This is a genomic window from Bradyrhizobium sp. 141 (genome assembly GCF_023074055.1).
In the GTDB taxonomy this organism is placed as follows: Bacteria; Pseudomonadota; Alphaproteobacteria; order Rhizobiales; family Xanthobacteraceae; genus Bradyrhizobium.
Map to the genome: position 1 here is coordinate 13,648 of NZ_JADPKR010000085.1, position 19,394 is coordinate 33,041.

19 protein-coding genes are annotated in these 19,394 nt (G+C 65.5%); 6 read left to right on the top strand and 13 right to left on the bottom strand.

Going from position 1 to position 19,394, the window contains the following annotated elements:
- Positions 1-53: 53 nt before the first annotated feature.
- The 5 genes from IVA81_RS26055 to topA form a co-directional block, all read right to left on the bottom strand.
- Positions 54-1,379 (bottom strand): LLM class flavin-dependent oxidoreductase, encoded by a 1,326-nt coding sequence (locus IVA81_RS26055; protein WP_247323253.1) that lies wholly within the window; start codon positions 1,377-1,379, stop codon positions 54-56.
- A gap of 268 nt (positions 1,380-1,647) precedes the next feature.
- Complete coding sequence (locus IVA81_RS26060) at positions 1,648-2,400, bottom strand: NUDIX domain-containing protein (RefSeq protein WP_247323256.1); 753 nt, start codon at positions 2,398-2,400, stop codon at positions 1,648-1,650.
- A 32-nt stretch (positions 2,401-2,432) separates the two neighbouring features.
- Positions 2,433-2,873: a DUF983 domain-containing protein gene (locus IVA81_RS26065; protein ID WP_247323257.1), complete on the bottom strand. Its 441-nt coding sequence runs from the start codon at positions 2,871-2,873 to the stop codon at positions 2,433-2,435.
- Complete coding sequence (rnr, locus tag IVA81_RS26070) at positions 2,867-5,212, bottom strand: ribonuclease R (RefSeq protein ID WP_247323259.1); 2,346 nt, start codon at positions 5,210-5,212, stop codon at positions 2,867-2,869. The genes IVA81_RS26065 and rnr overlap by 7 nt, the downstream gene beginning before the upstream one ends.
- Positions 5,213-5,230: 18 nt before the next feature.
- Entirely contained in the window at positions 5,231-7,981 is a 2,751-nt protein-coding gene (topA, locus tag IVA81_RS26075; protein ID WP_247323261.1) for a type I DNA topoisomerase, read from the bottom strand.
- 228 nt (positions 7,982-8,209) lie between these two features.
- Between topA and IVA81_RS26080 the strand changes: the two genes are divergently transcribed.
- A complete protein-coding gene (locus tag IVA81_RS26080; RefSeq protein ID WP_247323263.1) occupies positions 8,210-8,449 on the top strand; it encodes a hypothetical protein in 240 nt (79 codons plus the stop codon).
- Positions 8,450-8,731: 282 nt separating this feature from the next.
- On the opposite strand, the gene IVA81_RS26085 is transcribed toward IVA81_RS26080, so the two are convergent.
- A complete protein-coding gene (locus IVA81_RS26085) occupies positions 8,732-9,199 on the bottom strand; it encodes a helix-turn-helix domain-containing protein (protein ID WP_247323265.1) in 468 nt (155 codons plus the stop codon).
- A 120-nt stretch (positions 9,200-9,319) separates the two neighbouring features.
- Here IVA81_RS26085 and IVA81_RS26090 point away from each other — a divergent pair, with 120 nt between their 5' ends.
- Positions 9,320-10,093, top strand: a complete 774-nt coding sequence (locus IVA81_RS26090; RefSeq protein ID WP_247323267.1) for an SDR family oxidoreductase — start codon at positions 9,320-9,322, stop codon at positions 10,091-10,093.
- Positions 10,094-10,098: 5 nt separating this feature from the next.
- Here the strand turns inward: IVA81_RS26090 and IVA81_RS26095 are convergent, their stop codons facing one another.
- Positions 10,099-10,245: a hypothetical protein gene (locus IVA81_RS26095; RefSeq protein WP_247323268.1), complete on the bottom strand. Its 147-nt coding sequence runs from the start codon at positions 10,243-10,245 to the stop codon at positions 10,099-10,101.
- 15 nt (positions 10,246-10,260) lie between these two features.
- Between IVA81_RS26095 and IVA81_RS26100 the strand changes: the two genes are divergently transcribed.
- Complete coding sequence (locus IVA81_RS26100) at positions 10,261-10,443, top strand: hypothetical protein (RefSeq protein WP_247323270.1); 183 nt, start codon at positions 10,261-10,263, stop codon at positions 10,441-10,443.
- 66 nt (positions 10,444-10,509) lie between these two features.
- On the opposite strand, the gene IVA81_RS26105 is transcribed toward IVA81_RS26100, so the two are convergent.
- On the bottom strand, positions 10,510-11,118 hold the full coding sequence (locus IVA81_RS26105; RefSeq protein WP_247323271.1) for an NAD(P)H-dependent oxidoreductase: 609 nt from the start codon (positions 11,116-11,118) through the stop codon (positions 10,510-10,512).
- Between the two features lie 83 nt (positions 11,119-11,201).
- Here IVA81_RS26105 and IVA81_RS26110 point away from each other — a divergent pair, with 83 nt between their 5' ends.
- Positions 11,202-11,609, top strand: coding sequence for a helix-turn-helix domain-containing protein (locus tag IVA81_RS26110; protein ID WP_247323273.1), 408 nt, complete (start codon positions 11,202-11,204; stop codon positions 11,607-11,609).
- Here the strand turns inward: IVA81_RS26110 and dprA are convergent, their stop codons facing one another.
- Entirely contained in the window at positions 11,610-12,752 is a 1,143-nt protein-coding gene (gene dprA, locus IVA81_RS26115) for a DNA-processing protein DprA (protein WP_247323276.1), read from the bottom strand.
- Positions 12,753-12,842: 90 nt separating this feature from the next.
- Here dprA and IVA81_RS26120 point away from each other — a divergent pair, with 90 nt between their 5' ends.
- The gene (locus IVA81_RS26120) at positions 12,843-14,087 is read left to right on the top strand and encodes an amidase (RefSeq protein ID WP_247323277.1); all 1,245 of its coding nucleotides are present in this window, start codon (positions 12,843-12,845) and stop codon (positions 14,085-14,087) included.
- On the opposite strand, the gene IVA81_RS26125 is transcribed toward IVA81_RS26120, so the two are convergent.
- The 4 genes from IVA81_RS26125 to IVA81_RS26140 form a co-directional block, all read right to left on the bottom strand.
- Positions 14,079-15,281, bottom strand: coding sequence for a patatin-like phospholipase family protein (locus IVA81_RS26125; RefSeq protein WP_247323279.1), 1,203 nt, complete (start codon positions 15,279-15,281; stop codon positions 14,079-14,081). The two genes, IVA81_RS26120 and IVA81_RS26125, sit on opposite strands and share 9 nt — an antisense overlap.
- A 211-nt stretch (positions 15,282-15,492) precedes the next feature.
- Positions 15,493-16,089 carry a glycerol-3-phosphate 1-O-acyltransferase PlsY gene (gene plsY, locus IVA81_RS26130; RefSeq protein ID WP_247323281.1) on the bottom strand — a complete coding sequence of 199 codons (597 nt, stop codon included), beginning with the start codon at positions 16,087-16,089 and terminating at the stop codon, positions 15,493-15,495.
- Positions 16,090-16,136: 47 nt separating this feature from the next.
- Entirely contained in the window at positions 16,137-17,438 is a 1,302-nt protein-coding gene (locus tag IVA81_RS26135) for a dihydroorotase (RefSeq protein WP_247323459.1), read from the bottom strand.
- Positions 17,439-17,443: 5 nt separating this feature from the next.
- A complete protein-coding gene (locus IVA81_RS26140) occupies positions 17,444-18,391 on the bottom strand; it encodes an aspartate carbamoyltransferase catalytic subunit (RefSeq protein WP_028135931.1) in 948 nt (315 codons plus the stop codon).
- Positions 18,392-18,642: 251 nt separating this feature from the next.
- On the opposite strand from IVA81_RS26140, the gene IVA81_RS26145 reads away from it, so the two are divergent.
- A complete protein-coding gene (locus IVA81_RS26145) occupies positions 18,643-19,392 on the top strand; it encodes a M15 family metallopeptidase (RefSeq protein ID WP_247323283.1) in 750 nt (249 codons plus the stop codon).
- Positions 19,393-19,394: the final 2 nt, after the last annotated feature.

Below are 19,394 nucleotides of genomic sequence, written 5' to 3' on the forward strand. Positions count from 1 at the left end.
ACCTAGAGCGCCGAAGGGGCTCTAGGCCCCAAAAACCACCCAAAACGGGCCCATTAGGCCTCGAAGAACCGGTTTTTCGGCCGCGGCAGGCCCAGATTCTCCCTCAAAATGGCCCCTTCATACTCTTTGCGGAAAATCCCGCGGCGCTGCAGCTCCGGGACCACCTTGTCGACGAAATCGTCGAGGCCGGCGGGCAGGAATGGGAACATGATGTTGAAGCCGTCGGAGCCGCGCCCGACCAGCCATTCCTCCATCTGGTCGGCAATGGTTTTGGCGGTGCCGACGAAGGACAGCCCGCCATAGCCGCCGACGCGTTGCGCGAGCTGGCGCACCGTGAGCTTGTCGCGCGCGGCGAGATCGACCATGCGCTGGCGGCCGCTCTTGCTGGCGTTGGTCTCGGGGACTTCAGGAAGTGGGCCGTCAGGATCGAAGCCTGAGGCGTCGGTGCCGAGGATGACGGACAGCGAGGCGATGGCGCTGTCGTAATGCACGCGGCTGTCGAGCAGCGCGCGTTTTTCCTTGGCCTCATCGACGCTGTCGCCGACCACCACGAAGGCGCCGGGGAGGATCTTGAGGTGCTCGGGGTCGCGGCCGATCTTCTCCATGCGGCCCTTGATGTCGGCATAGAGTTTCTGGCTGTCGGCAAGACTGCCGCCGCCGGTGAACACAGCCTCCGCGGTTTCAGCCGCGAGCTGCTTGCCGTCTTCAGACGCGCCGGCCTGAACGATCACCGGCCAGCCCTGCACGGGGCGGGCGATGTTGAGGGGGCCGCGCACTTTCAGATATTTGCCGTTGTGGTCGAGCGTGTGCATCTTCGCGGGATCAACGAATAGCCCGCTCTCGACGTCGCGCACGAAGGCGTCGTCGGCGAAGGAATCCCACAGGCCCGTGACGACGTCGTAGAACTCGCGGGCGCGCTTGTAGCGCTCGGCGTGCTCCATGTGATCGTCGAGGCCGAAGTTGAGTGCGGCATCCGGGTTCGAGGTGGTGACAATGTTCCAGCCCGCGCGGCCGCCGCTGAGATGGTCGAGGGAAGCGAAGCGGCGGGCGACGTGATAGGGCTCGTCGAACGTGGTCGAGCCGGTCGCGATCAGGCCGATCCGCTCGGTGACGGCCGAGAGCGCCGACAGCAGCGTGAACGGCTCGAACGAGGTCACAGTGTGGCTGCGCTTGAGCGCGTTGATCGGCATGTTGAGGACGGCGAGGTGATCGGCCATGAAGAAGGCGTCGAACTTGCCGGCCTCTAGCTTTTGGATCAGCTGCTTGATGTGCGAGAAGTTGAAATTGGCGTCGGGCCAGGCCCCGGGATAGCGCCAGGCGCCGGTGTGGATGCTGATCGGGCGCATGAACGCGCCAAGCTTGAGTTGCCGTTGTGCCATCGCCCGGTGTCCGTTCTTGGTGACGCTCGGGAAGACATAGGCATGCCGGGGAACTCCGCCATCGGCGGAGGCGGGAAGATTATTTTGTTTTTCGATGCGCGCTCAGCACAATCGCGTCATTCCGGGGCGCCGCGTAGCGGCGACGGAATCCATCGCGCCGCAGAGACGGTGGATGAATGGATTTCTCAGATGCGCAATTGCGCACCGTAGTTCGCGCTACGCGCGCCCCGGAATGACGGAGGTGAGAGCCGCGCCGCGAAATGCCAGCCTAGCTTAAAACATCCTTCTGCATCTTGCCGCCGTAGAAGTGGAAGAACGGCACCGACGCATCGTGGCGGAGCGGGCCGGTGGCAAGGCGGGTGTCGAGCTCGTTGAGGACGTTGCGCGTCATCGGATGCAGATCGGCCAGCGGCTTCGAGCCGAGCTCGACCCAGACCAGCTCGACCAGCTCGGCATCGGCGTGGATCACGCCGTCGACGCGGTGGGTGATCGCGGAGGCATCCGCGGTGAAGAAACGCGTGTCGAAGCGCTTGACGCGGCCCGGCGGTGTGATGGCGCGGGCGATCAGGAACAGGCCTGAGGGATCGGGCAGGAGACCTGCATCCGCAAATGGCTTCCAGGGACCATCGAGCTTCGTCAGCTTGCCCTCGGTCTTGCGGCCGAGACAGAGACCGGTCTCCTCGCAGGCTTCGCGGATTGCAGCGATGGCGAGAGACTTCGCGCGTGACGCCGGCGTCTTCGGGCTGCCCTTGGCAAGATTGGCCTCTAGCTCGGCCGTGATCGGCGCCGCGCAGGGCACGCGATAGTCGGCCTTGTCGACGCGGCCGCCCGGGAAGACGAACTTGCCGGGCATGAACACCACCTTGTCGTGGCGTTTGCCGACCAGCACTTTCGGAATGGCGCCGCTGCGATCGACCAGGATCAGGGTCGCCGCATCCCTCGGGCGGAAATAGGGATGATGATCGGCTTCCTTTTCCTCGTGAACCTTTGCTTTCTCCGCAACTTGCGTCGTATCCGTCATGTCCTCACCCAGACCGTTCCTGCTTATTTTGCTTATACAGGCGGAATACCATCCGGAGGGTTCTCGTCAAACCCGTGCATGCGCAGAGCCCATTGCAAGCCGACCACAGCTCCCTTGACGGGCTGCAGCAGCGCGAGCGAGGCGACGAAGGTGAAGGGCAGATAGGCCGCAAAGCTGAGCCAGACCGGCGTGGTGTAATTGGTCTCGATCCATAGGATGGCGGGCACCACGATGTGGCCGACGATGACGATGACGAGATAGGCGGGCAGATCGTCGGCGCGATGCGGCGTGAAGTCGAGGCCGCAATTGGCGCAATTATCCGCTGTCTTCAGGAAGGCGCGGAACAGATTTCCCTCGCCACAGCGCGGGCAGCGGCCGCGAAAGCCGCGCTTCATTGACGTCCAGAGATCGCGCTTCTCGACGAGACCTGTCTCGCGCGTCCAGATTTTTGGGGCCGTGCTCATCGTCACCATGCTTTGCCCTTTTTGCCCCCGGCTTTTCCCTTGTTTTTCTTCCCCTTGCCGGATTTTGGCTTCGCCGGCTTGCGTTTCTTATCCGGGCTGCGCCCGGGATGCGCCTTGAACGAGGGGCGGCGTTGCGGGCCAGATGGCCTGCGACTGCGCGGCGCGCTTTCACTGGCCGACGACAGCAGCTCGAAGCGCAACGCGCCCGCGATGGGGGCAGCCTCTATCAGGCGGACGTCGACGACGTCACCGAGCTGATACATGGTGCCGCTGCGCGTGCCGACGAGGGCATGCCGTCCCTCGTCATAGTTGAAATATTCCGTGCCGAGGGATCGGATCGGGATCAGACCGTCGGCGCCGGTCTCGGCAAGCTTGACGAACAGGCCGGCGCGCGTGACGCCGGAAACGCGGCCCTGGAAGGTCGCCCCGATGCGGTCGGCGAGATGATGGGCGATCAGGCGGTCGACGGTCTCGCGCTCCGCCTTCATCGCGCGCCGCTCGGTCACCGAGATGTGGGCGGCGACTTCGCCCAGGCTTTCCGGCGTCTCGCTGTCGGGCAGGGCGCCCTCGCCGAGCCCGAGCGCGCGAACCAGCGCACGGTGCACGACGAGGTCGGCATAGCGGCGGATCGGCGAGGTGAAATGCGCGTAGCGGCGCAGGTTCAAGCCGAAATGACCGTAATTCTCGGAGGAGTATTCGGCCTGCGCCTGGGCGCGCAGCACCACCTCGCTCACCAGCGGGTAGTAGTCATGGCCTTCGAGCTGGGCCAGCACGCGGTTGAACAGGGTGGGGCGCAGCGCGCCTGATTTCGCGAAGGGGACGTCGAGCGTCTCCAGGAACTCAGAGAGCGCGTGGACCTTCTCCAAGGTCGGCTCGTCATGCACGCGGTAGATCAGCGGCAGCGACTTCTTCTCCAGCATCTCGGCCGCGGCGACGTTGGCGAGGATCATGAACTCCTCGATCAGCTTGTGCGCGTCGAGCCGTTCAGGCACCACGACACGATCGACCGTACCGTCGCTCTTCAGAAGGATCTTGCGTTCCGGCAGATCGAGATTGAGCGGATCGCGCTCGTCGCGCGCTCGCTTGGCGCAGGCAAAAGCGGCGTAGAGCGGCCGCAGGATCGGATCGAGCAGCGGGCCGGTGGTGTCATCCGGCCGTCCGTCGATCGCGGCCTGCGCCTGCGCGTAGCTCAGCTTCGCGGCTGAGCGCATCAGGATGCGGTGGAAGCTGTGCGAGCGCTTCCGGCCGTCGGGGCCGAGCACCATCCGGACCGCGAGCGCGCCGCGCGGCTCGCCCGGCACCAGCGAGCAGAGATTGTTGGAGATACGTTCGGGCAGCATCGGCACGACGCGGTCGGGGAAGTAAACCGAGTTGCCGCGGTCGAGCGCGTCGCGGTCGAGCGCAGTGCCCGGCCGGACGTAGAAGCTGACGTCCGCAATGGCGACGTTGACGATGAAGCCGCCTCTGTTGTTGGGGTCGTCGTCGGGTTGCGCGTGCACCGCGTCGTCGTGATCCTTGGCGTCCGGCGGATCGATGGTGACGAGCGGCACGTCGCGCCAGTCCTCGCGCCCCTTGAGGTTCGCGGGCTCAGCCGCCTCCGCCTCGCGCTCAGCGGCAGGGGAGAATTGCAGGGGGATGTCGTGGGCATAGATTGCGATCAGGCTGATCGCCTTCTCCGACTTGACCGAGCCGAGCTTTTCTTTCACCCGGCCAGACGCCAGCCCAAAGCTGCGCGTGCGGACGATGTCGACGCTGACGAGGTCGCCGTCCTGCGCGCCGTGCGTATCGACTGCTGCAATGTTCAGCTCGCGGTCGGCAGCCTTTTTGTCGACGGGCACGAGCCGTCCGCCGCCTTCGGGAAGGCTGCGGAACACGCCGAGGATACGGCTCTTGGTCTTGTCGAAAACCTTGATGACGTGGCCGAGATAGGCCGGGCCTTCGGCCTCGTTGCTCGGCTCGACGCGCAGCAGCACGCGGTCGCGAACACCGGCGACGGTGCCCGGCTTTGGCCGGCGCGGCATCTGGATGCGGATCTTCGGCGGCTCGCCGCTTTCGACCTCGTCCCATTCGGTGGGGGAGGCGATCAATTCGCCGTCGGAGTCGCGCCCGGTAATGTCGGCGACCAGCGTCGGCGGCAGCGCGTCCGGCTCGGACACCTTGTGACGTTTTTTCTTGATGGTCCCGTCGTCGGCGAGCTCGCGCAGCATGCGCTTGAGCTCGACGCGATCGGCGTTCTTCAGGCCGAACTCGCGCGCAATTTCGCGGGTCCCGACCTTTCCTGGATTTGCCTTGATGAAGGCGACGATGGCTTGCCTGTCGGGAAAGCCATGGTCATTCTTGCGTTTCACTTAACCTCTAATTCTGACTTAGGTCTTGCCGGCACTCTTCTTGGCCGGAGCCTTGCTGGCGGCAGCCTTGGTCGGCGACGTCTTGGCTGTCGATGACAATGCGGCGCGCGCCTTGCTGGTGGATTCGGTTTTCGATTTGGCCGCGGCTTTCTTCGCGGCCGGTTTCTTCGGCTTTGGCGCGGCGTCCTCGCCGTCCGCGGCCTTCTCCGTAGCCTTCTTGGCCTTGGCCGGCTTTGCCGCCTTCTTGGCTTTGGTCTTGCCGCCGCCCTTGGCCGCCCGCTCGTCGATCAGCGCGATCGCCTGCGGCAGCGTGACGGTGTCCTTTTCGAACTCGGCGGGGATCGTCGCGTTGACGCCGCCTGCGGTGACATAGGCGCCGTAGCGGCCGCTCTTCACGGTGACGGTGCCGAGCGTCGGATGATCGCCGATCGCCTTGCCGGGATCGGCACCGAAGCGGCGGCTCGGGCCCTTGGCGACCTTCTCCGCGATCAGCGTCACCGCGCGATTGAGGCCGATGTCGAAGACCTCATCGCCGGCTTCCAGGCTGGCATAGGTCTTCTCATGCTTCACGAACGGCCCGAAGCGGCCGAGGCCGGCGGTGATCGGCTGGCCGGTCTCAGGATGCTTGCCGATCTCGCGCGGCAGCGACAACAGTTTCAATGCGAGCTCGAGGTCGACATCGCCGGGCGAGGTGCCCTTGGGAATCCCTGCGCGCTTCGGCTTCTCGCCTTCCTCATAATCCTTCTGCTCGCCGAGCTGGATGTAGGGGCCGAACCGGCCGGCCTTGACCCAGACATCGCGACCCGTATCAGGATCCTGGCCGAGCGAACGGTCAGCAGTCGCCTCGCCATCGGCGGCGAGCTGACGGGTGTAGCGGCACTCCGGATAGTTCGAGCAGCCGACGAAGGCGCCGAACTTGCCGGCCTTCAGATTGAGGCGGCCATTGCCGCAGCTGGGGCACTGCCTGATGTCACCCCCATCGGGGCGCGGCGGATAGATATGCTGTCCGAGCATCTCGTCCAGCACGTCGAGCACCTGCGCCACACGCAAGTCCTTGATCTCGTCGACGGCGCCGATGAAGCCGGTCCAGAAATCCTTCAGCACCTGCTGCCAGGAGATCTCATTGTTGGAGATGCGGTCGAGCTGCTCTTCCAGATTGGCGGTAAAATCGTATTCGACGTAGCGGCTGAAGAAGCTCTCGAGGAACGCGACCACGACGCGGCCCTTGTCCTCGCCATGCAGGCGCTTCTTCTCCAGCTTGACGTAGCCGCGGTCCTTCAGGACCTGGAGGATCGAGGCATAGGTCGAGGGCCGGCCGATGCCGAGCTCTTCCATGCGCTTGACCAGCGAGGCCTCCGAGAAGCGCGGCGGCGGCTCGGTGAAGTGCTGGGTGACGGACAGGCTCTGCCGCTTGAGCGCGTCGTTCGGGCTCATCGCGGGCAGGCGGCGGGAATCCTCGTCTTCCTCGTCGTCGCGGCCCTCCTGGTAGAGCGCGAGGAAGCCGTCGAACTTGACGACCTGGCCTGTGGCGCGCAGCTCCAGCGTGCGGGAGCCTGCCTTCGCCGTGATGTCGACGGTGGTGCGCTCGAGCTCGGCCGATTCCATCTGGCTCGCGATGGTGCGCTTCCAGATCAGCTCATAGAGTCTCGCCTGATCGGCATCGAGCCTGCGGGTCATGCTGTCGGGGCGACGGGACATGTCGGTCGGGCGGATCGCTTCGTGCGCTTCCTGCGCGTTCTTGGCCTTGGCCTGGTACTGGCGCGGCGCATCCGGCACATAGGCGTTGCCGTAATCCTCGCCGATCACCTTGCGCGCCTGCGTGATCGCCTCGGGCGCGATCTGCACGCCGTCGGTACGCATATAAGTAATGAGCCCGGTGGTCTCGCCGCCGATGTCGATGCCTTCATAGAGGCGCTGGGCGATGCGCATCGTGTGCGCCGGCGCAAAGCCGTATTTGCGGCTGGCTTCCTGCTGCAACGTCGAGGTCGTGAAGGGCGCCTGCGGATTGCGCCGGGCCGGTTTTGCGTCGACCGAGGTCACGGCGTAGGCCGCCGTTTCCAGCGCCTTCTTGAAATCCTCGGCTTCCGCACCGGTGCCGATGTCGAGACGCTGGATCTTCTTGCCGTCAGCGCCGACGAGGCGGGCCTCGAACGCATCGCCGCGCGGGGTCAGCAGGGTCGCGATCAGCGACCAATATTCGCGCGCGACGAACTTCTCGATCTCGAGCTCGCGGTCGCAGACGAGGCGCAGCGCCACCGACTGCACGCGGCCGGCGGAGCGGGCGCCCGGCAACTTGCGCCACAGCACGGGGGAGAGGGTGAAGCCGACCAGATAATCGAGCGCGCGGCGCGCCATATAGGCGTCGACCAGCGCACCGTCGATCTGGCGCGGATGCTTCATCGCGTCCGTGACGGCCTGCTTGGTGATGGCGTTGAACACCACCCGCTCGATCTTCTGGTCCTTCAGCGCGCGCTTTTCCTTCAGCACCTCCAGCACGTGCCAGGAGATGGCCTCGCCCTCGCGATCAGGGTCGGTGGCGAGAATCAGGCGGTCGGCGTTCTTCAGGGACTTGGCGATGTCGTTGAGCCGGCCGGCCGCCTTGGGGTCGACCTCCCAGATCATCTTGAAATTGGCCTCGGGATCGACGGAGCCGTTCTTGGCGGGCAGGTCGCGGACATGGCCGAACGAGGCCAGAACCTCGTAGGACGAGCCCAGATATTTGTTGATCGTCTTGGCTTTCGCCGGCGACTCCACAATGACGATATTCATGTAGTTCCAGTAACTTATGGGAAAAACTTGGGCCGAAAACGAAAGGACTCGGGTCGGCCGTTTCGACCCGAACATGGGTGGTGAGGTCGTTCCTGTCAAATCGAAGCGTGTTGAAAGCCGCCGCGATGGGAAAAGTTTCATATCGAGAAAGTTGCAGAATACCACCTTGGAGTTGCGGCCGATGTCGGCGTAATGTTTCCGCGGGGCATGGATTCGGGGTGGGGTCTGGTGACTAAGCCAGGAAAGAAACGGCCGCGCGCCGCATCAGGCGTGGCGGGGGGCTCGCGCCACGAGGAACCGGGCGAAGGCGGGGCGGATGAGGCGGTCGCCTTCATTGCCGAGCAGACGGCTGCCCTGCGCAAGCTCGCCGAGCGCCACAAGCTGCACGTGTTGCATTATTTATTGGGCATGACGCAGCTCGAGGCCGACGAGCATTTGCGGCTGCGGAGCAGGCGCAAGCTGTCGTGAGACCGGCGCCTCTATCAGTTCCGTCATCCTGAGGCGCGAGTGGCGCGATGCAATGCATCGCGCCGGGAGCCTCGAAGGATGCACGGCCGAGATGCAGCCGGGCCGTCGCCCTTCGAGGCTCGCCGAAGAGGCGAGCGCCTCAGGGTGACGGGAAGAGCGTTGGGAGCGCCGCTCTAACGGCGTCATTGCGAGCGTAGCGAAGCAAATCCAGACTGCCTCAGCGGAAAGACTCTGGATTGCTTCGCTACGCTCGCAAGACGGTGTCGCGGTGGTTCGGCGCTGTCAGACCGACCTTCGCCGTCGCGCGAGCCGCGGCTTCAACGTCGTCTCCGCCGAGCTGAGCCGCCGTCCGTCCTCTGCGTGCAGTTCCAGCTTCTTCACCGGGCGGCCCTTTGCGCGATCGACCAGGATGGTCGCGATTTCCTCGGGACGATCGTCGAACTCCTCGCTCCATTGCCGCAGCGCCACCAGGATCGGGAAGGCGCCGCGGCCCTTTGGCGTCAGCACGTATTCTTGATAAGCGCTGCCGTCGGAGGCGGGGGCGGTCGCCAGAATGCCGTGATCGACCAGCGCGCGCAGCCGCGCCGACAGGATGTTCTTGGCCATGCCGAGCTTGCTCTGAAACTCGCCGAAGCGGCGCTGGCCGGACAGCGCCTCACGGATGATCAGCAGCGACCACCAATCGCCGATTGCTTCCAGCGCCCGTGCGACCGGGCAGGAATCGCCTTCGAAGCTCGTTCGTTTCACCACCGTCTAAGTCCCACAGCATTCGCCAAGTCTGGCGCCGATCACACGCTTGTGTGGTTGCATTATAAAACCACATGCCCTAGATGGCAACTTGGTTTTATGATGCAACCACTGGAGGCGAACGTGAGACTGAAAAACAAGACGGCCTTGATCACCGGCGGCAACAGCGGCATTGGTCTTGCGACCGCAAAGCTGTTCGTCGCCGAAGGCGCGAAGGTGGTGGTCACCGGACGCAACAAGGCGACGCTGGAGGCCGCCGCGAAGGAGCTTGGGCCCAACGCGCTCGCGCTCGCCGCCGATGCCACGGACATCGCCGCGACTGAAGCTGCGATCAAGCGGGGCGCCGAAAAATTCGGCAAGTTCGACATCGTGTTCGCGAATGCCGGCATCGCCGGCGGCACGCCGCTCGGCTCGGCGACCCTGGAGGTTTTCGAAAAGGTCATCAGCACCAACCTCACCAGCGTCTTCTTCACCGTTCAGTCGGCGCTGCCTTATCTCAACGACAACGGCTCGATCATCCTCAACGGCTCGGTGATCTCGGTGCTCGGCATTCCCGGTTACTCGGCCTACGGTGCAGCGAAGGCGGGCGTGCGCGCGATGGCGCGGATCATGGCTTCGGAGCTCTCGCCGCGCGGCATCCGCGTCAACGTCGTCGCGCCCGGTGCGACCCGTACGCCGATCTGGGGGCCTGCGACCGCGACGCCGGAAGCCGAGAAGGCGTTCGAGAAGCGGATCGCGCTGTCGACGCCACTCGGGCGCATTGGCGAAACCGATCACGTTGCGAAGACGGTGTTGTTCCTGGCCTCGGATGATTCCGCGCATGTGCAGGGCCAGGAAATCTTCGTCGACGGCGGCGCGGTCGCATCTCCAAGCGGCGCGCCGATCTATCGCGGCTGATCAAATCAGACGAAAATTGAATCGGTCGGCGCAGCGGAAGCGGTCGCGCCGGCCAGTTCCATCAAAGTTGTATTCTCTGAACCTTGCGTGACGCGTTGAACCTTCGCGCCGTCTGCCAAGACATTTTTACGGGCAGGGGTCACAAGACTCATTTAAGGGAGCCCGTCATGCCAAAGGCAGCTCGCATTTTTTCGCCGATTTCAGCGCCGCGTATTTTCACCGAACAATCCGTCATTCCGGCAAGGCGCTCAGACACCTCCGAATTCGTGGCGGTGGCGCTGTTTTCCGGGATCGGCCTGTTCGTCTCGCTGATTGCCGTGATCGTGGGCATGCAGGGCGTCTGGTTTTAGCTTCGCAGATCGCGCGCAGGCATCAGCCGCCGCGCAGTCCGGCGGCGGCTGATTTTCCACGTGGCCTCAGGCTGCGCGGAGGCTGGTTGCCGCCGCAAGCGCGCTTGCGAGCGACTTCTCGCGATGCTCGGGGCCGACCTGAATGCCGTCTGCGGCGATGAATTCGGGATTTTGAATGCCCATGAAGCCGAATACACCGCGCAAGTAGGTTTCCAGATGCTCCAGCGCTGCGTAGGGCGTCTCCGCGCCGTAATAGCCGCCGCGCGAGATCGCCAGGATCACACGCTTGCCGCCGGCAAGCCCCTGCGGTCCGTTCGCCCCGTAGCTGAAAGTCTTCCCCGCCACCAGGACTCGGTCGATCCAGGCCTTGAGCTGGCTGGGAATCGTGAAATTGTACATGGGCGCGCCGATCACGACGATGTCGGCGGCCAGGAACTCCTCCAGCGCAGCCTTGCTGGCGGCGAGGTCAGGTCCGAGTTCCGCCGGCGCAGGGGCGCCTTGCGCGGCCGCGAGGTGCGAGCCGGAGAGGTGAGCGAGCGGGCTCTGGGTCAGGTCGCGGTAGACGACCTCAAGCGACGGCGTCGCCTGCCGCAGCCGGTCGACGATGGCGGCGGAGACCTGCCGGGAGACGGAGTGGGGGCCGAGGACGCTGGAGTCGATATGGAGGAGTTTCATTTGGGATCACCCTGGTATAAGTTTGTAACCAGCGCTACATGAGTGACTATCGAAACCCCCGCAAGAACGCACATTTTTGAGCCATGGGCACATCTTTGGAACCGACACACAGCGATTTGCCTGCCTTGCAGGCGCCGCACCCTGATCATGCCGACTGCCGCGGCGTCGCCTCGATCCTCGCCCGGGTCGGCGACAAATGGAGCGTGTTCGTGATCATGATGCTCGGTGACGGGCCGCGGCGGTTCAACGAGCTCAAGCGCATGATCGCAGGCATTTCGCAGCGGATGCTGACCCTGACGCTCCGCGGGCTCGAGCGCGACGGGCTCGTGACGCGCACGATCTATCCTACCATTCCGCCGCGCGTGGATTACGAACTGACCGATCTCGGCCGCGGTCTCCAACAGCCTGTCGTGGCGCTCGGTTTGTGGGCGAGGGAGCACCAAGGCCAGATCGAGGCGGCGCGGGCGCGTTTCGATGCAAAGGGTGACTAGCTAAAGCAGCGAAACCAGCCCGCCGCCATGGCGCTCGATCTTTCCGGCAAGCTCGAGCTCCAGCAGCACGGTGCGCACGATCGCAGGCGAGGCGCCCGACATCCGCACGAGGTCGTCGATCGTAACAGGGGCGGGCCCGAGCAGGCCGGTGATCTGGTCGCGGTCGTCGCCTTGCGGATCGCTCTCGAACGGCTCGCTGTCGGGCTCGCTCGCAGGAATCATCAGCGGCCGCTCCATGATCGGCTGCACCGCGTTGACGATGTCGGCGGCTTCCGTGACGAGCGTAGCGCCCTGCTTGATCAGATCGTTGGCACCCGCGGCACGCGGATCGAGCGGCGAACCCGGTACCGCGAACACTTCGCGGCCCTGTTCGGCCGCCATGCGCGCGGTGATCAGCGAACCCGAGCGGTGCGCTGCTTCCACCACGACCACGCCGAGCGAGGCGCCGGAGATCAATCGGTTGCGGCGAGGGAAGTCACGGGCGCGCGGCTCGTGGCCGAGCGGCATCTCGGAGATCGCGGCGCCCGCGTGGTCGAGGATCGCTGTGAGGAGATCACCATGCTCGGGCGGATAGATGCAGTCATGTCCACCGGCGAGTACCGCGATCGTGCCGCCCTCGACGCTCGCGCGGTGCGCGGCCTGATCGACGCCGCGGGCGAGCCCGGAGATGACGACGAAACCGGCTTCGCCGAGCTCGCGCGCGAGCATGCCTGCGAATTTCAGTCCGGCGCCGGAGGCATTGCGCGAGCCGACGATCGCGATCATCGGCCGCATCAAGGTTTTGGTGTCGCCGCGCACGGCAAGCAGTGGCGGCGCATCGTCGATCATCGCCAGCCGCGCCGGATAGCCGTCCTCGCCTGGCGCGAGCCAGGCGATGCCGAACTTGCGGCTCGCAGAGAGCTCGGCCTTGGCTTCATCGGCACTACAGATACGCCCCGATCGCTGCGCACCGCCGCGGCGCGCCAGATCCGGCAGCCGCTCCAGCGCGGCGCGCGGGCTGCCGAAATGATCGACCAGCGAGCGGAATGTGCGGGGCCCGACATTGTCGGAGCGGATCAGCCGCAGACGGTCGATCCGATCAGCCTCGGTCAGCTCCACGCTCGGATTGATGGCGTCCACGGCGTCTCCTTGCAGGCGCAGCATGGAACAACCTGAGGGCGTTGCGCAACAGTGACGTGTGCTTGCGCGACCTCGCCCCGATGCTAAAAGCGATCCAATAAGAAGGATTTTGCCATGATCTCACTCGCCGACCTCCAGCGCCGCATTGAAGCCGGCGAGTTGTCGCCCGATGCCGCCATCGCCCAGTCGCATGCGGCGATCGAGGCCAAGGAGAAGGACGTCCGTGCCTTCGTCCGTCACGACAAATCCGCAAAGGCGCAGGCCTCCGGTCCGCTGCGCGGCATCGCGGTCGGCATCAAGGACATCATCGACACCGCCAATATGCCGACCGAGATGGGCTCGGAAATCTATCGCGGCTGGCAGCCGCGTTCGGATGCGCCGGTGGTGATGATGCTGAAGCGGGCAGGTGCCACCATCATCGGCAAGACCACGACCACGGCTTTCGCCTCGCGCGATCCGACCCCGACGCTCAATCCGCATAATCTCGGCCATTCGCCGGGCGGTTCGTCCGCGGGCTCGGCCGCAGCCGTCGGCGCCGGCATGATCCCGCTGGCGCTGGGCACCCAGACCGGTGGCTCGGTGATCCGGCCCGCCGCCTATTGCGGGACCGCTGCGATCAAGCCGTCGTTCCGCATGCTGCCGACGGTCGGCGTCAAATGCTACTCGTGGGCGCTCGACACGGTCGGCCTGTTCGGCGCGCGTGCGGAGGATCTCGCGCGCGGACTTTTGGCGATGACGGGCCGCAGCGAATTTTCCGGCATCGTTCCGGCGAAGTCGCCGCGCATCGGCGTGGTCAGGCAGGAGTTCGCCGGCGCCGTCGAGCCGGCGGCGGAAGAGGGCTTGCTGGCCGCGATCAAGGCCGCGGAGCGCGCCGGTGCCAGTGTGCAGGCCATCGACCTGCCCGAGGCGGTGCAGGAGGCCTGGCGCATCCATCCGGTCGTCATGGAATTCGAGGCGCATCGCGCGCTCGCCTGGGAATTCTCCGAACGTCACGATGAGATCGAGCCACTGCTGCGCGCCAGCCTCGATGCGACGGTCGGCCTGACGCCAAAGGATTATGACGAGGCACGCCGGATCGCCCGTCGTGGCCGCCGCGAGCTTAGTGAGCTGTTCGAGGGTTTTGACGTGCTCCTGACCTATTCGGCGCCGGGGACGGCGCCGGCCAAGGAGCTCGCGACCACCGGCGATCCCCGCTACAACCGGCTCTGGACGCTGATGGGTAATCCTAGCGTCAACGTGCCGGTGCTGAAGGTGGGTGGCCTGCCGATCGGCGTGCAGCTGATCGCGCGCTTCGGCAATGACGCACGCGCACTCGCGGCGGCGTGGTTCCTGGAGGACTCGCTGGCGAAGTCAGGCTAGCGCCGGTTCGGCCGCGGGCAATCTGCGTTGGGCCTCGTTGCTCGTCGTGCCTTGCCCGAGCCAGCGCTCGGCGGCTGCGCGGCCGCTCCGGTGCAGCAGCCGAATGAAGCCGCGGCCGAGATCGGTCGATGAGCGCTGCGCCAGCCCGTCAACGGAGTCTTCTGCCGCGATCCTCGTGAGCCGCAGCGAGGAGGCTGCATGCGACTGCGCCCATTCCAGCGCCGCGATCTCGGCACTGAGCGCGGCGTTGGCCGCGATCTGGTCGAGCCGACGGTCGATCGCGGCGAGGGTGATCGGCACGTAGCTGTCGCGCGCCGGCGTAACCTGGACGAGCAGGACGTCGGAGGTCGTCGTCTCCTGCGCCAGCCGCAGCAGCGGCGGGTTGCCGCCGAAGCCGCCGTCCCAATAGGCCTCGCCGTCGATCTCGACGGCGCAGTGAACCAGCGGCGGGCAGGTCGAGGCCAGCGCGACGTCGGCGGTGAGGGCGTCGTTGCGGAAGATTTGCTGCTGCCCGTCGCGGATCCGCGTCGCCGCGATCAAGAGCTTCGGGCAGTCCGGATTAAGCAGGACGGCGAAATTGATGTCGCGCGACAGCGCCTGCCGCAGCGGATCGAGATCGAACGGATCGAACTGGCCGGAGCGCAACGTCGGACCGAAAGCGACCGAGCTTCCCGCCGGCGAGAAGCCGCCGACCAGCATCAGCGAGCGGAACGAGGCCTCGTGCATCAGGCGGAGCCAGAAGCGGTTCAGCCGGCTACGTGCAGCTTCGCGGCCGCCCTCCGCGAGGCCGGAGGCGAGCAGGAGCGCATTGATGGCGCCGGCACTGGCGCCGCTGATGGTGTCGATCTCGATGCCGGGCTCTTCCAGCAGCCGCTCCAGCACGCCCCATGTGAAGGCGGCAAAGGTGCCGCCGCCCTGCAGCGCCAGCGACAGTCTTCGCGGCGGCCATTGGTTGGAACGCGGCTGCACGGGCGCGACCGGTGCGGTCGTGCTCGCGACCTCGACCGTCGCAGGCGCTTGCGCGATCACATCGGCTTGCGACGCTGGCGGCAAAACCGGAAGAGGTTTCGGCGATGGCGGAGGCGAGGGCGCGTCGGACCAGATATTGGTCGTCGAGAGCAGCCGGCTTGCTGCGGTGCAGGAAGCACCCAGCGAACCAACTCCGTCATGCGCGTCGACAATCTTCTCGCTCATTCTGAGCAACCGCGTAACGCCATCTCGGCCGTCAGGATGACAGGCCCCGGACCCTTTCGCCAATACAACCGTGATTCGGCCGCAAGTTGCGAACAGGATTTGAGATATAATGCAGAAAGGGCACTTCGATATCCGTAGATGCCCGGCTTTGGATTCTTGTTTTGACGCGTTGTCTTGACGCGAGCCGGTCTCCACTTCGCTCGAAAACGCTCTAAGCCTTCTCGCCGATCCGGCTTTCCTTGCCCCCTTGCAATCGCTTGATGTTCTCGCGATGCGCGTAGAACAAGAGCAGCGTCAGCACCGCGAACAGTGCTGCGAGCGCGAGGTGCCCGAACCACCACAGGAACATCGGCGTGATGAACGCCGCCACCAGCGCCGACAGCGAGGAGTAGCGGGTGGTGAAGGCGGTCGCCAGCCAGAGCAGGCAGAACACCAGTGCGCCGGGCCAGAACAGGCCGAGCAGGATGCCGATATAGACGGCGACGCCCTTGCCGCCTTTGAACTTGAGCCAGACCGGGAAGAGATGGCCGAGGAAGGCGCCGAGCCCGGCCACCATGGCGGCATTGGGGCCTGCAATGTAACCGGCGATCACCACGGCCACGGTGCCCTTGAGCGCGTCGAGCAGCAGGGTGCCCGCAGCAAGGCTCTTGCGTCCGGTGCGCAGCACATTGGTGGCACCGATGCTGCCGGAGCCGATCGAGCGGATATCCTGCGTGCCGGCGAGCCTGGTCAGAATCAGCCCGAACGGAATCGAGCCGAGCAGGTAGCCGATGACGAAGGCCACCGGCAGGAATGCTTCAAGCCCCATGGCAGCAGCTCCAAAGGCTGGATCTCAATGTCGAGGGATCGCGCACGTCAGACATGCTCATACACCGTCCGGCCGCCGACAATGGTGCGCACCACGCGGCCTGTAAAGCGGGCCTCGTCGAACGGGGTGTTCTTGCAGGGCGATTTGAGGTCGGCGGGATCGACCACCCAGGGCACATCGGGGTCGATCACGATGACGTCGGCCGGGCTTCCGGCGCGTAAGGTTCCGCCAGCCAGGCCGAGCAGCTCGGCCGGGCGGGACGACATCGCCCGGATCAGCGTCTTCAGTTCCAGCTCGCCGTTGTGAACGAGGCGCAGGCCGGCGGGCAGCATGGTTTCCAGACCGACGGCGCCGGGAGCGGCTTCCGCGAACGGCAGGCGCTTGACCTCGACGTCCTGCGGATTGTGGTCGGACATGATGACGTCGAGGAGGCCGGAGGCGATTGCGGCCACCAGCGCGCGGCGGTCGTTCTCGGTGCGCAGCGGGGGCGACAGTTTCAGGAACGACCGGTAGGGACCGATGTCGTTCTCGTTCAGCGCCAGATGGTTGATCGAGACCGAGGCGCTGACGGCGAGCCCGGCATCGCGCGCGCGCTGCAGGATGTCGAGCGAGTCGATGCAGGTCAGCGAGGCCGCGTGATAGCGGCCGCCGGTCAACGCCACGAGGCGCATGTCGCGTTCGAGCATCACCGCCTCGGCGGCATTTGGGATGCCCACGAGGCCGAGCCGCGATGCGAACTCGCCCTCGTTCATCACGCCCTCGCCGACGAGATCGGGGTCCTCGGTGTAGTGGACGATCAGCGCGTCGAAATCCCGCGCGTAAGTCAGCGCGCGGCGCATCACCTGCGCATTGGTCACGCTTCTGGCGCTATCGCAGAAGGCGACGGCGCCAGCGGCCTTCAACAGGCCGAACTCGGTCATCTCCTCGCCGTGCATGCCCTTGGTGAGTGCCGCCATCGGCTGGATGTTGACGATGGCGGTGTCGCGGGCGCGGCGCATCACGAAGTCGACGGTCGCCGAGTTATCGATCACCGGAGACGTGTCGGGCTGGCAGATGATGGTGGTGATGCCGCCGGTCGCGGCCGCCTGGCTCGCGGTGGCGAAGGTCTCGCGATGGCTGAAGCCGGGCTCGCCGACGAAGGCGCGCATGTCGATCAGGCCGGGCGCGACGACCTTGCCGGCGCAGTTGACGATGTCGGTGCCCTCGGGGACGCCGGCAGCGCCAATACCGCGGCGGGTCTCGCGGATGATACCATCGGCGATGAGGACGTCGCCGACACCGTCGAAATCCCTGGAGGGATCGACGACGCGGGCGTTGGCGAGCAGGATGGGGCGGCGATCGGTCAACATCGGCATCACGCGTTCGGCAGGTTACGGGCGAGCGCTTCGAGCACCGCCATGCGCACGGCGACGCCCATCTCCACCTGTTCGCGGATCAGGGACTGCGCGCCGTCGGCCACGATCGAGTCGATCTCCACGCCGCGGTTCATGGGGCCGGGATGCATCACGAGTGCATCCGGCTTGGCGTAGGCTAGTTTCTTCTGGTCGAGCCCGAAATAGTGGAAATATTCGGACGACGACGGCACGAAGGAGCCGTTCATGCGCTCGCGCTGGAGCCGCAGCATCATGACGATATCCGCGCCGTTGAGCCCCTCGCGCATGTCGCGCGCGACCTCGACGCCCATCCGCTCGATGCCGGGCGGCAACAACGTGGTGGGGCCGACCACGCGGACGCGGGCGCCCATCGTGTTGAGCAGGATGATGTTGGAGCGGGCGACGCGCGAATGCAGCACGTCGCCGCAGATCGCGACCACGAGCCCTTCGATCCGGCCCTTGTTGCGGCGGATGGTGAGCGCGTCGAGCAAGGCCTGCGTCGGATGCTCATGGGCGCCGTCGCCGGCGTTGATCACGGAACCGTCAACCTTGCGCGCCAGCAGTTCCACCGCGCCGGAGGCGTGATGGCGCATCACCAGGATGTCCGGATGCATCGCGTTCAGCGTCATCGCGGTGTCGATCAGCGTCTCGCCCTTCTTCATGGACGAGGAGGACACCGACATGTTCATGACGTCCGCGCCGAGGCGCTTGCCGGCGAGCTCGAACGAGGACTGGGTCCGGGTGGAGGCCTCGAAGAAGAGGTTCACCTGCGTCCGTCCCCGCAGGACGGTGCGCTTCTTGTCAACCTGACGGTTGAGCTCGACATATTCTTCGGACAGGTCGAGGAGGCCGGTGATGTCGGCCGCGGAAAGGCCCTCGATGCCCAGCAAATGCCGGTGGCCGAGGACGAAGGTCGATTTCGATGTCATTAAAAGCAGAGCTATAGGGGGGGATGGCGGGGGGAGCAAGGGGCAAACGGCGGGATGGGAGTTATCCCCCGATCTGTCGGCGCGGGCGGCGCGACGTCATCCCCTCCGTCATGCCCGGGCTTAGCCGTCCGAAGGACGGCGTCGCTTCCGCTTGCCTATGTCCCGGGCATCCACGATCTTCTATCGCATTTGACGCAAAAGAACGTGGATGGCCGGGACAGGCCCGGCCATGACGGTGCGGAGGCCATAGCGTGAGATCACTTCTGATTGCGACTGTCGTGATAGCTATCGGTTCGCCCGCCCACGCCCAATCGCTCCCCGGCGGCTTCGCCTATCTGCGCGACATCGATCCCAGCATCATCCAGGACATCCGCTACGCCACGTCGAACAATTTCGTCGGGCGTCCGCTTGCCGGCTATGGCGCCGGAGAGTGCGTGGTCAAAAGGGAGGTGGGGCTGCGGCTGAGGGCGGTGCAGGAGGAGCTGGCGGGGCAAAACCTGTCGCTCAAAATGTTTGACTGCTACCGGCCGGCGCGGGCCTCGCTCGACATGGTCAAGTGGTCGCAGAACGGCCACGAGACCGCCGCCGAGCGGCGTTACAATCCGGAGATCCCCAAGACCGAGCTATTCCGCCTCGGCTACATCGCGAGCCGCTCGCAGCACTCTACCGGTGCAGCACTCGATCTCACGCTGGTCGATCTCAAAGCTGACAATTCGGGCAAGTACGACGCCTCGAGGACCTATGCCGACTGTACGGCCTCGGTCGAGACGCGCGCGCCGGAAGGCAGTGTCGACATGGGCACCGGCTACGACTGTACCGACACGAAAGGCTATACCGCGGCACCGTCGATCACGCCGGACCAGCGCATCTGGCGCAAGCGGCTGGTTGCTGCAATGGCAAGGCAAGGCTTTGTGAACTATTCGAAGGAGTGGTGGCATTTTTCCCTGCCAGGGGCCGGTGGGGCAGCCTATGATTTCCCGATCCAGCCGCGCCGGAACTAAAG

Bases quoted from the DNA above. Each gene is read 5' to 3' on its own strand.
- IVA81_RS26055 (WP_247323253.1), bottom strand. From the start codon at position 1,379: ATGGCACAACGGCAACTCAAGCTTGGCGCGTTCATGCGCCCGATCAGC.
- IVA81_RS26060 (WP_247323256.1), bottom strand. From the start codon at position 2,400: ATGACGGATACGACGCAAGTTGCGGAGAAAGCAAAGGTTCACGAGGAA.
- IVA81_RS26065 (WP_247323257.1), bottom strand. From the start codon at position 2,873: ATGGTGACGATGAGCACGGCCCCAAAAATCTGGACGCGCGAGACAGGT.
- topA (WP_247323261.1), bottom strand. From the start codon at position 7,981: ATGAATATCGTCATTGTGGAGTCGCCGGCGAAAGCCAAGACGATCAAC.
- IVA81_RS26095 (WP_247323268.1), bottom strand. From the start codon at position 10,245: ATGAGTCTTGTGACCCCTGCCCGTAAAAATGTCTTGGCAGACGGCGCG.
- IVA81_RS26100 (WP_247323270.1), top strand. From the start codon at position 10,261: ATGCCAAAGGCAGCTCGCATTTTTTCGCCGATTTCAGCGCCGCGTATT.
- IVA81_RS26105 (WP_247323271.1), bottom strand. From the start codon at position 11,118: ATGAAACTCCTCCATATCGACTCCAGCGTCCTCGGCCCCCACTCCGTC.
- IVA81_RS26110 (WP_247323273.1), top strand. From the start codon at position 11,202: ATGGGCACATCTTTGGAACCGACACACAGCGATTTGCCTGCCTTGCAG.
- dprA (WP_247323276.1), bottom strand. From the start codon at position 12,752: ATGCTGCGCCTGCAAGGAGACGCCGTGGACGCCATCAATCCGAGCGTG.
- IVA81_RS26120 (WP_247323277.1), top strand. From the start codon at position 12,843: ATGATCTCACTCGCCGACCTCCAGCGCCGCATTGAAGCCGGCGAGTTG.
- IVA81_RS26125 (WP_247323279.1), bottom strand. From the start codon at position 15,281: ATGAGCGAGAAGATTGTCGACGCGCATGACGGAGTTGGTTCGCTGGGT.
- plsY (WP_247323281.1), bottom strand. From the start codon at position 16,089: ATGGGGCTTGAAGCATTCCTGCCGGTGGCCTTCGTCATCGGCTACCTG.
- IVA81_RS26135 (WP_247323459.1), bottom strand. From the start codon at position 17,438: ATGTTGACCGATCGCCGCCCCATCCTGCTCGCCAACGCCCGCGTCGTC.
- IVA81_RS26140 (WP_028135931.1), bottom strand. From the start codon at position 18,391: ATGACATCGAAATCGACCTTCGTCCTCGGCCACCGGCATTTGCTGGGC.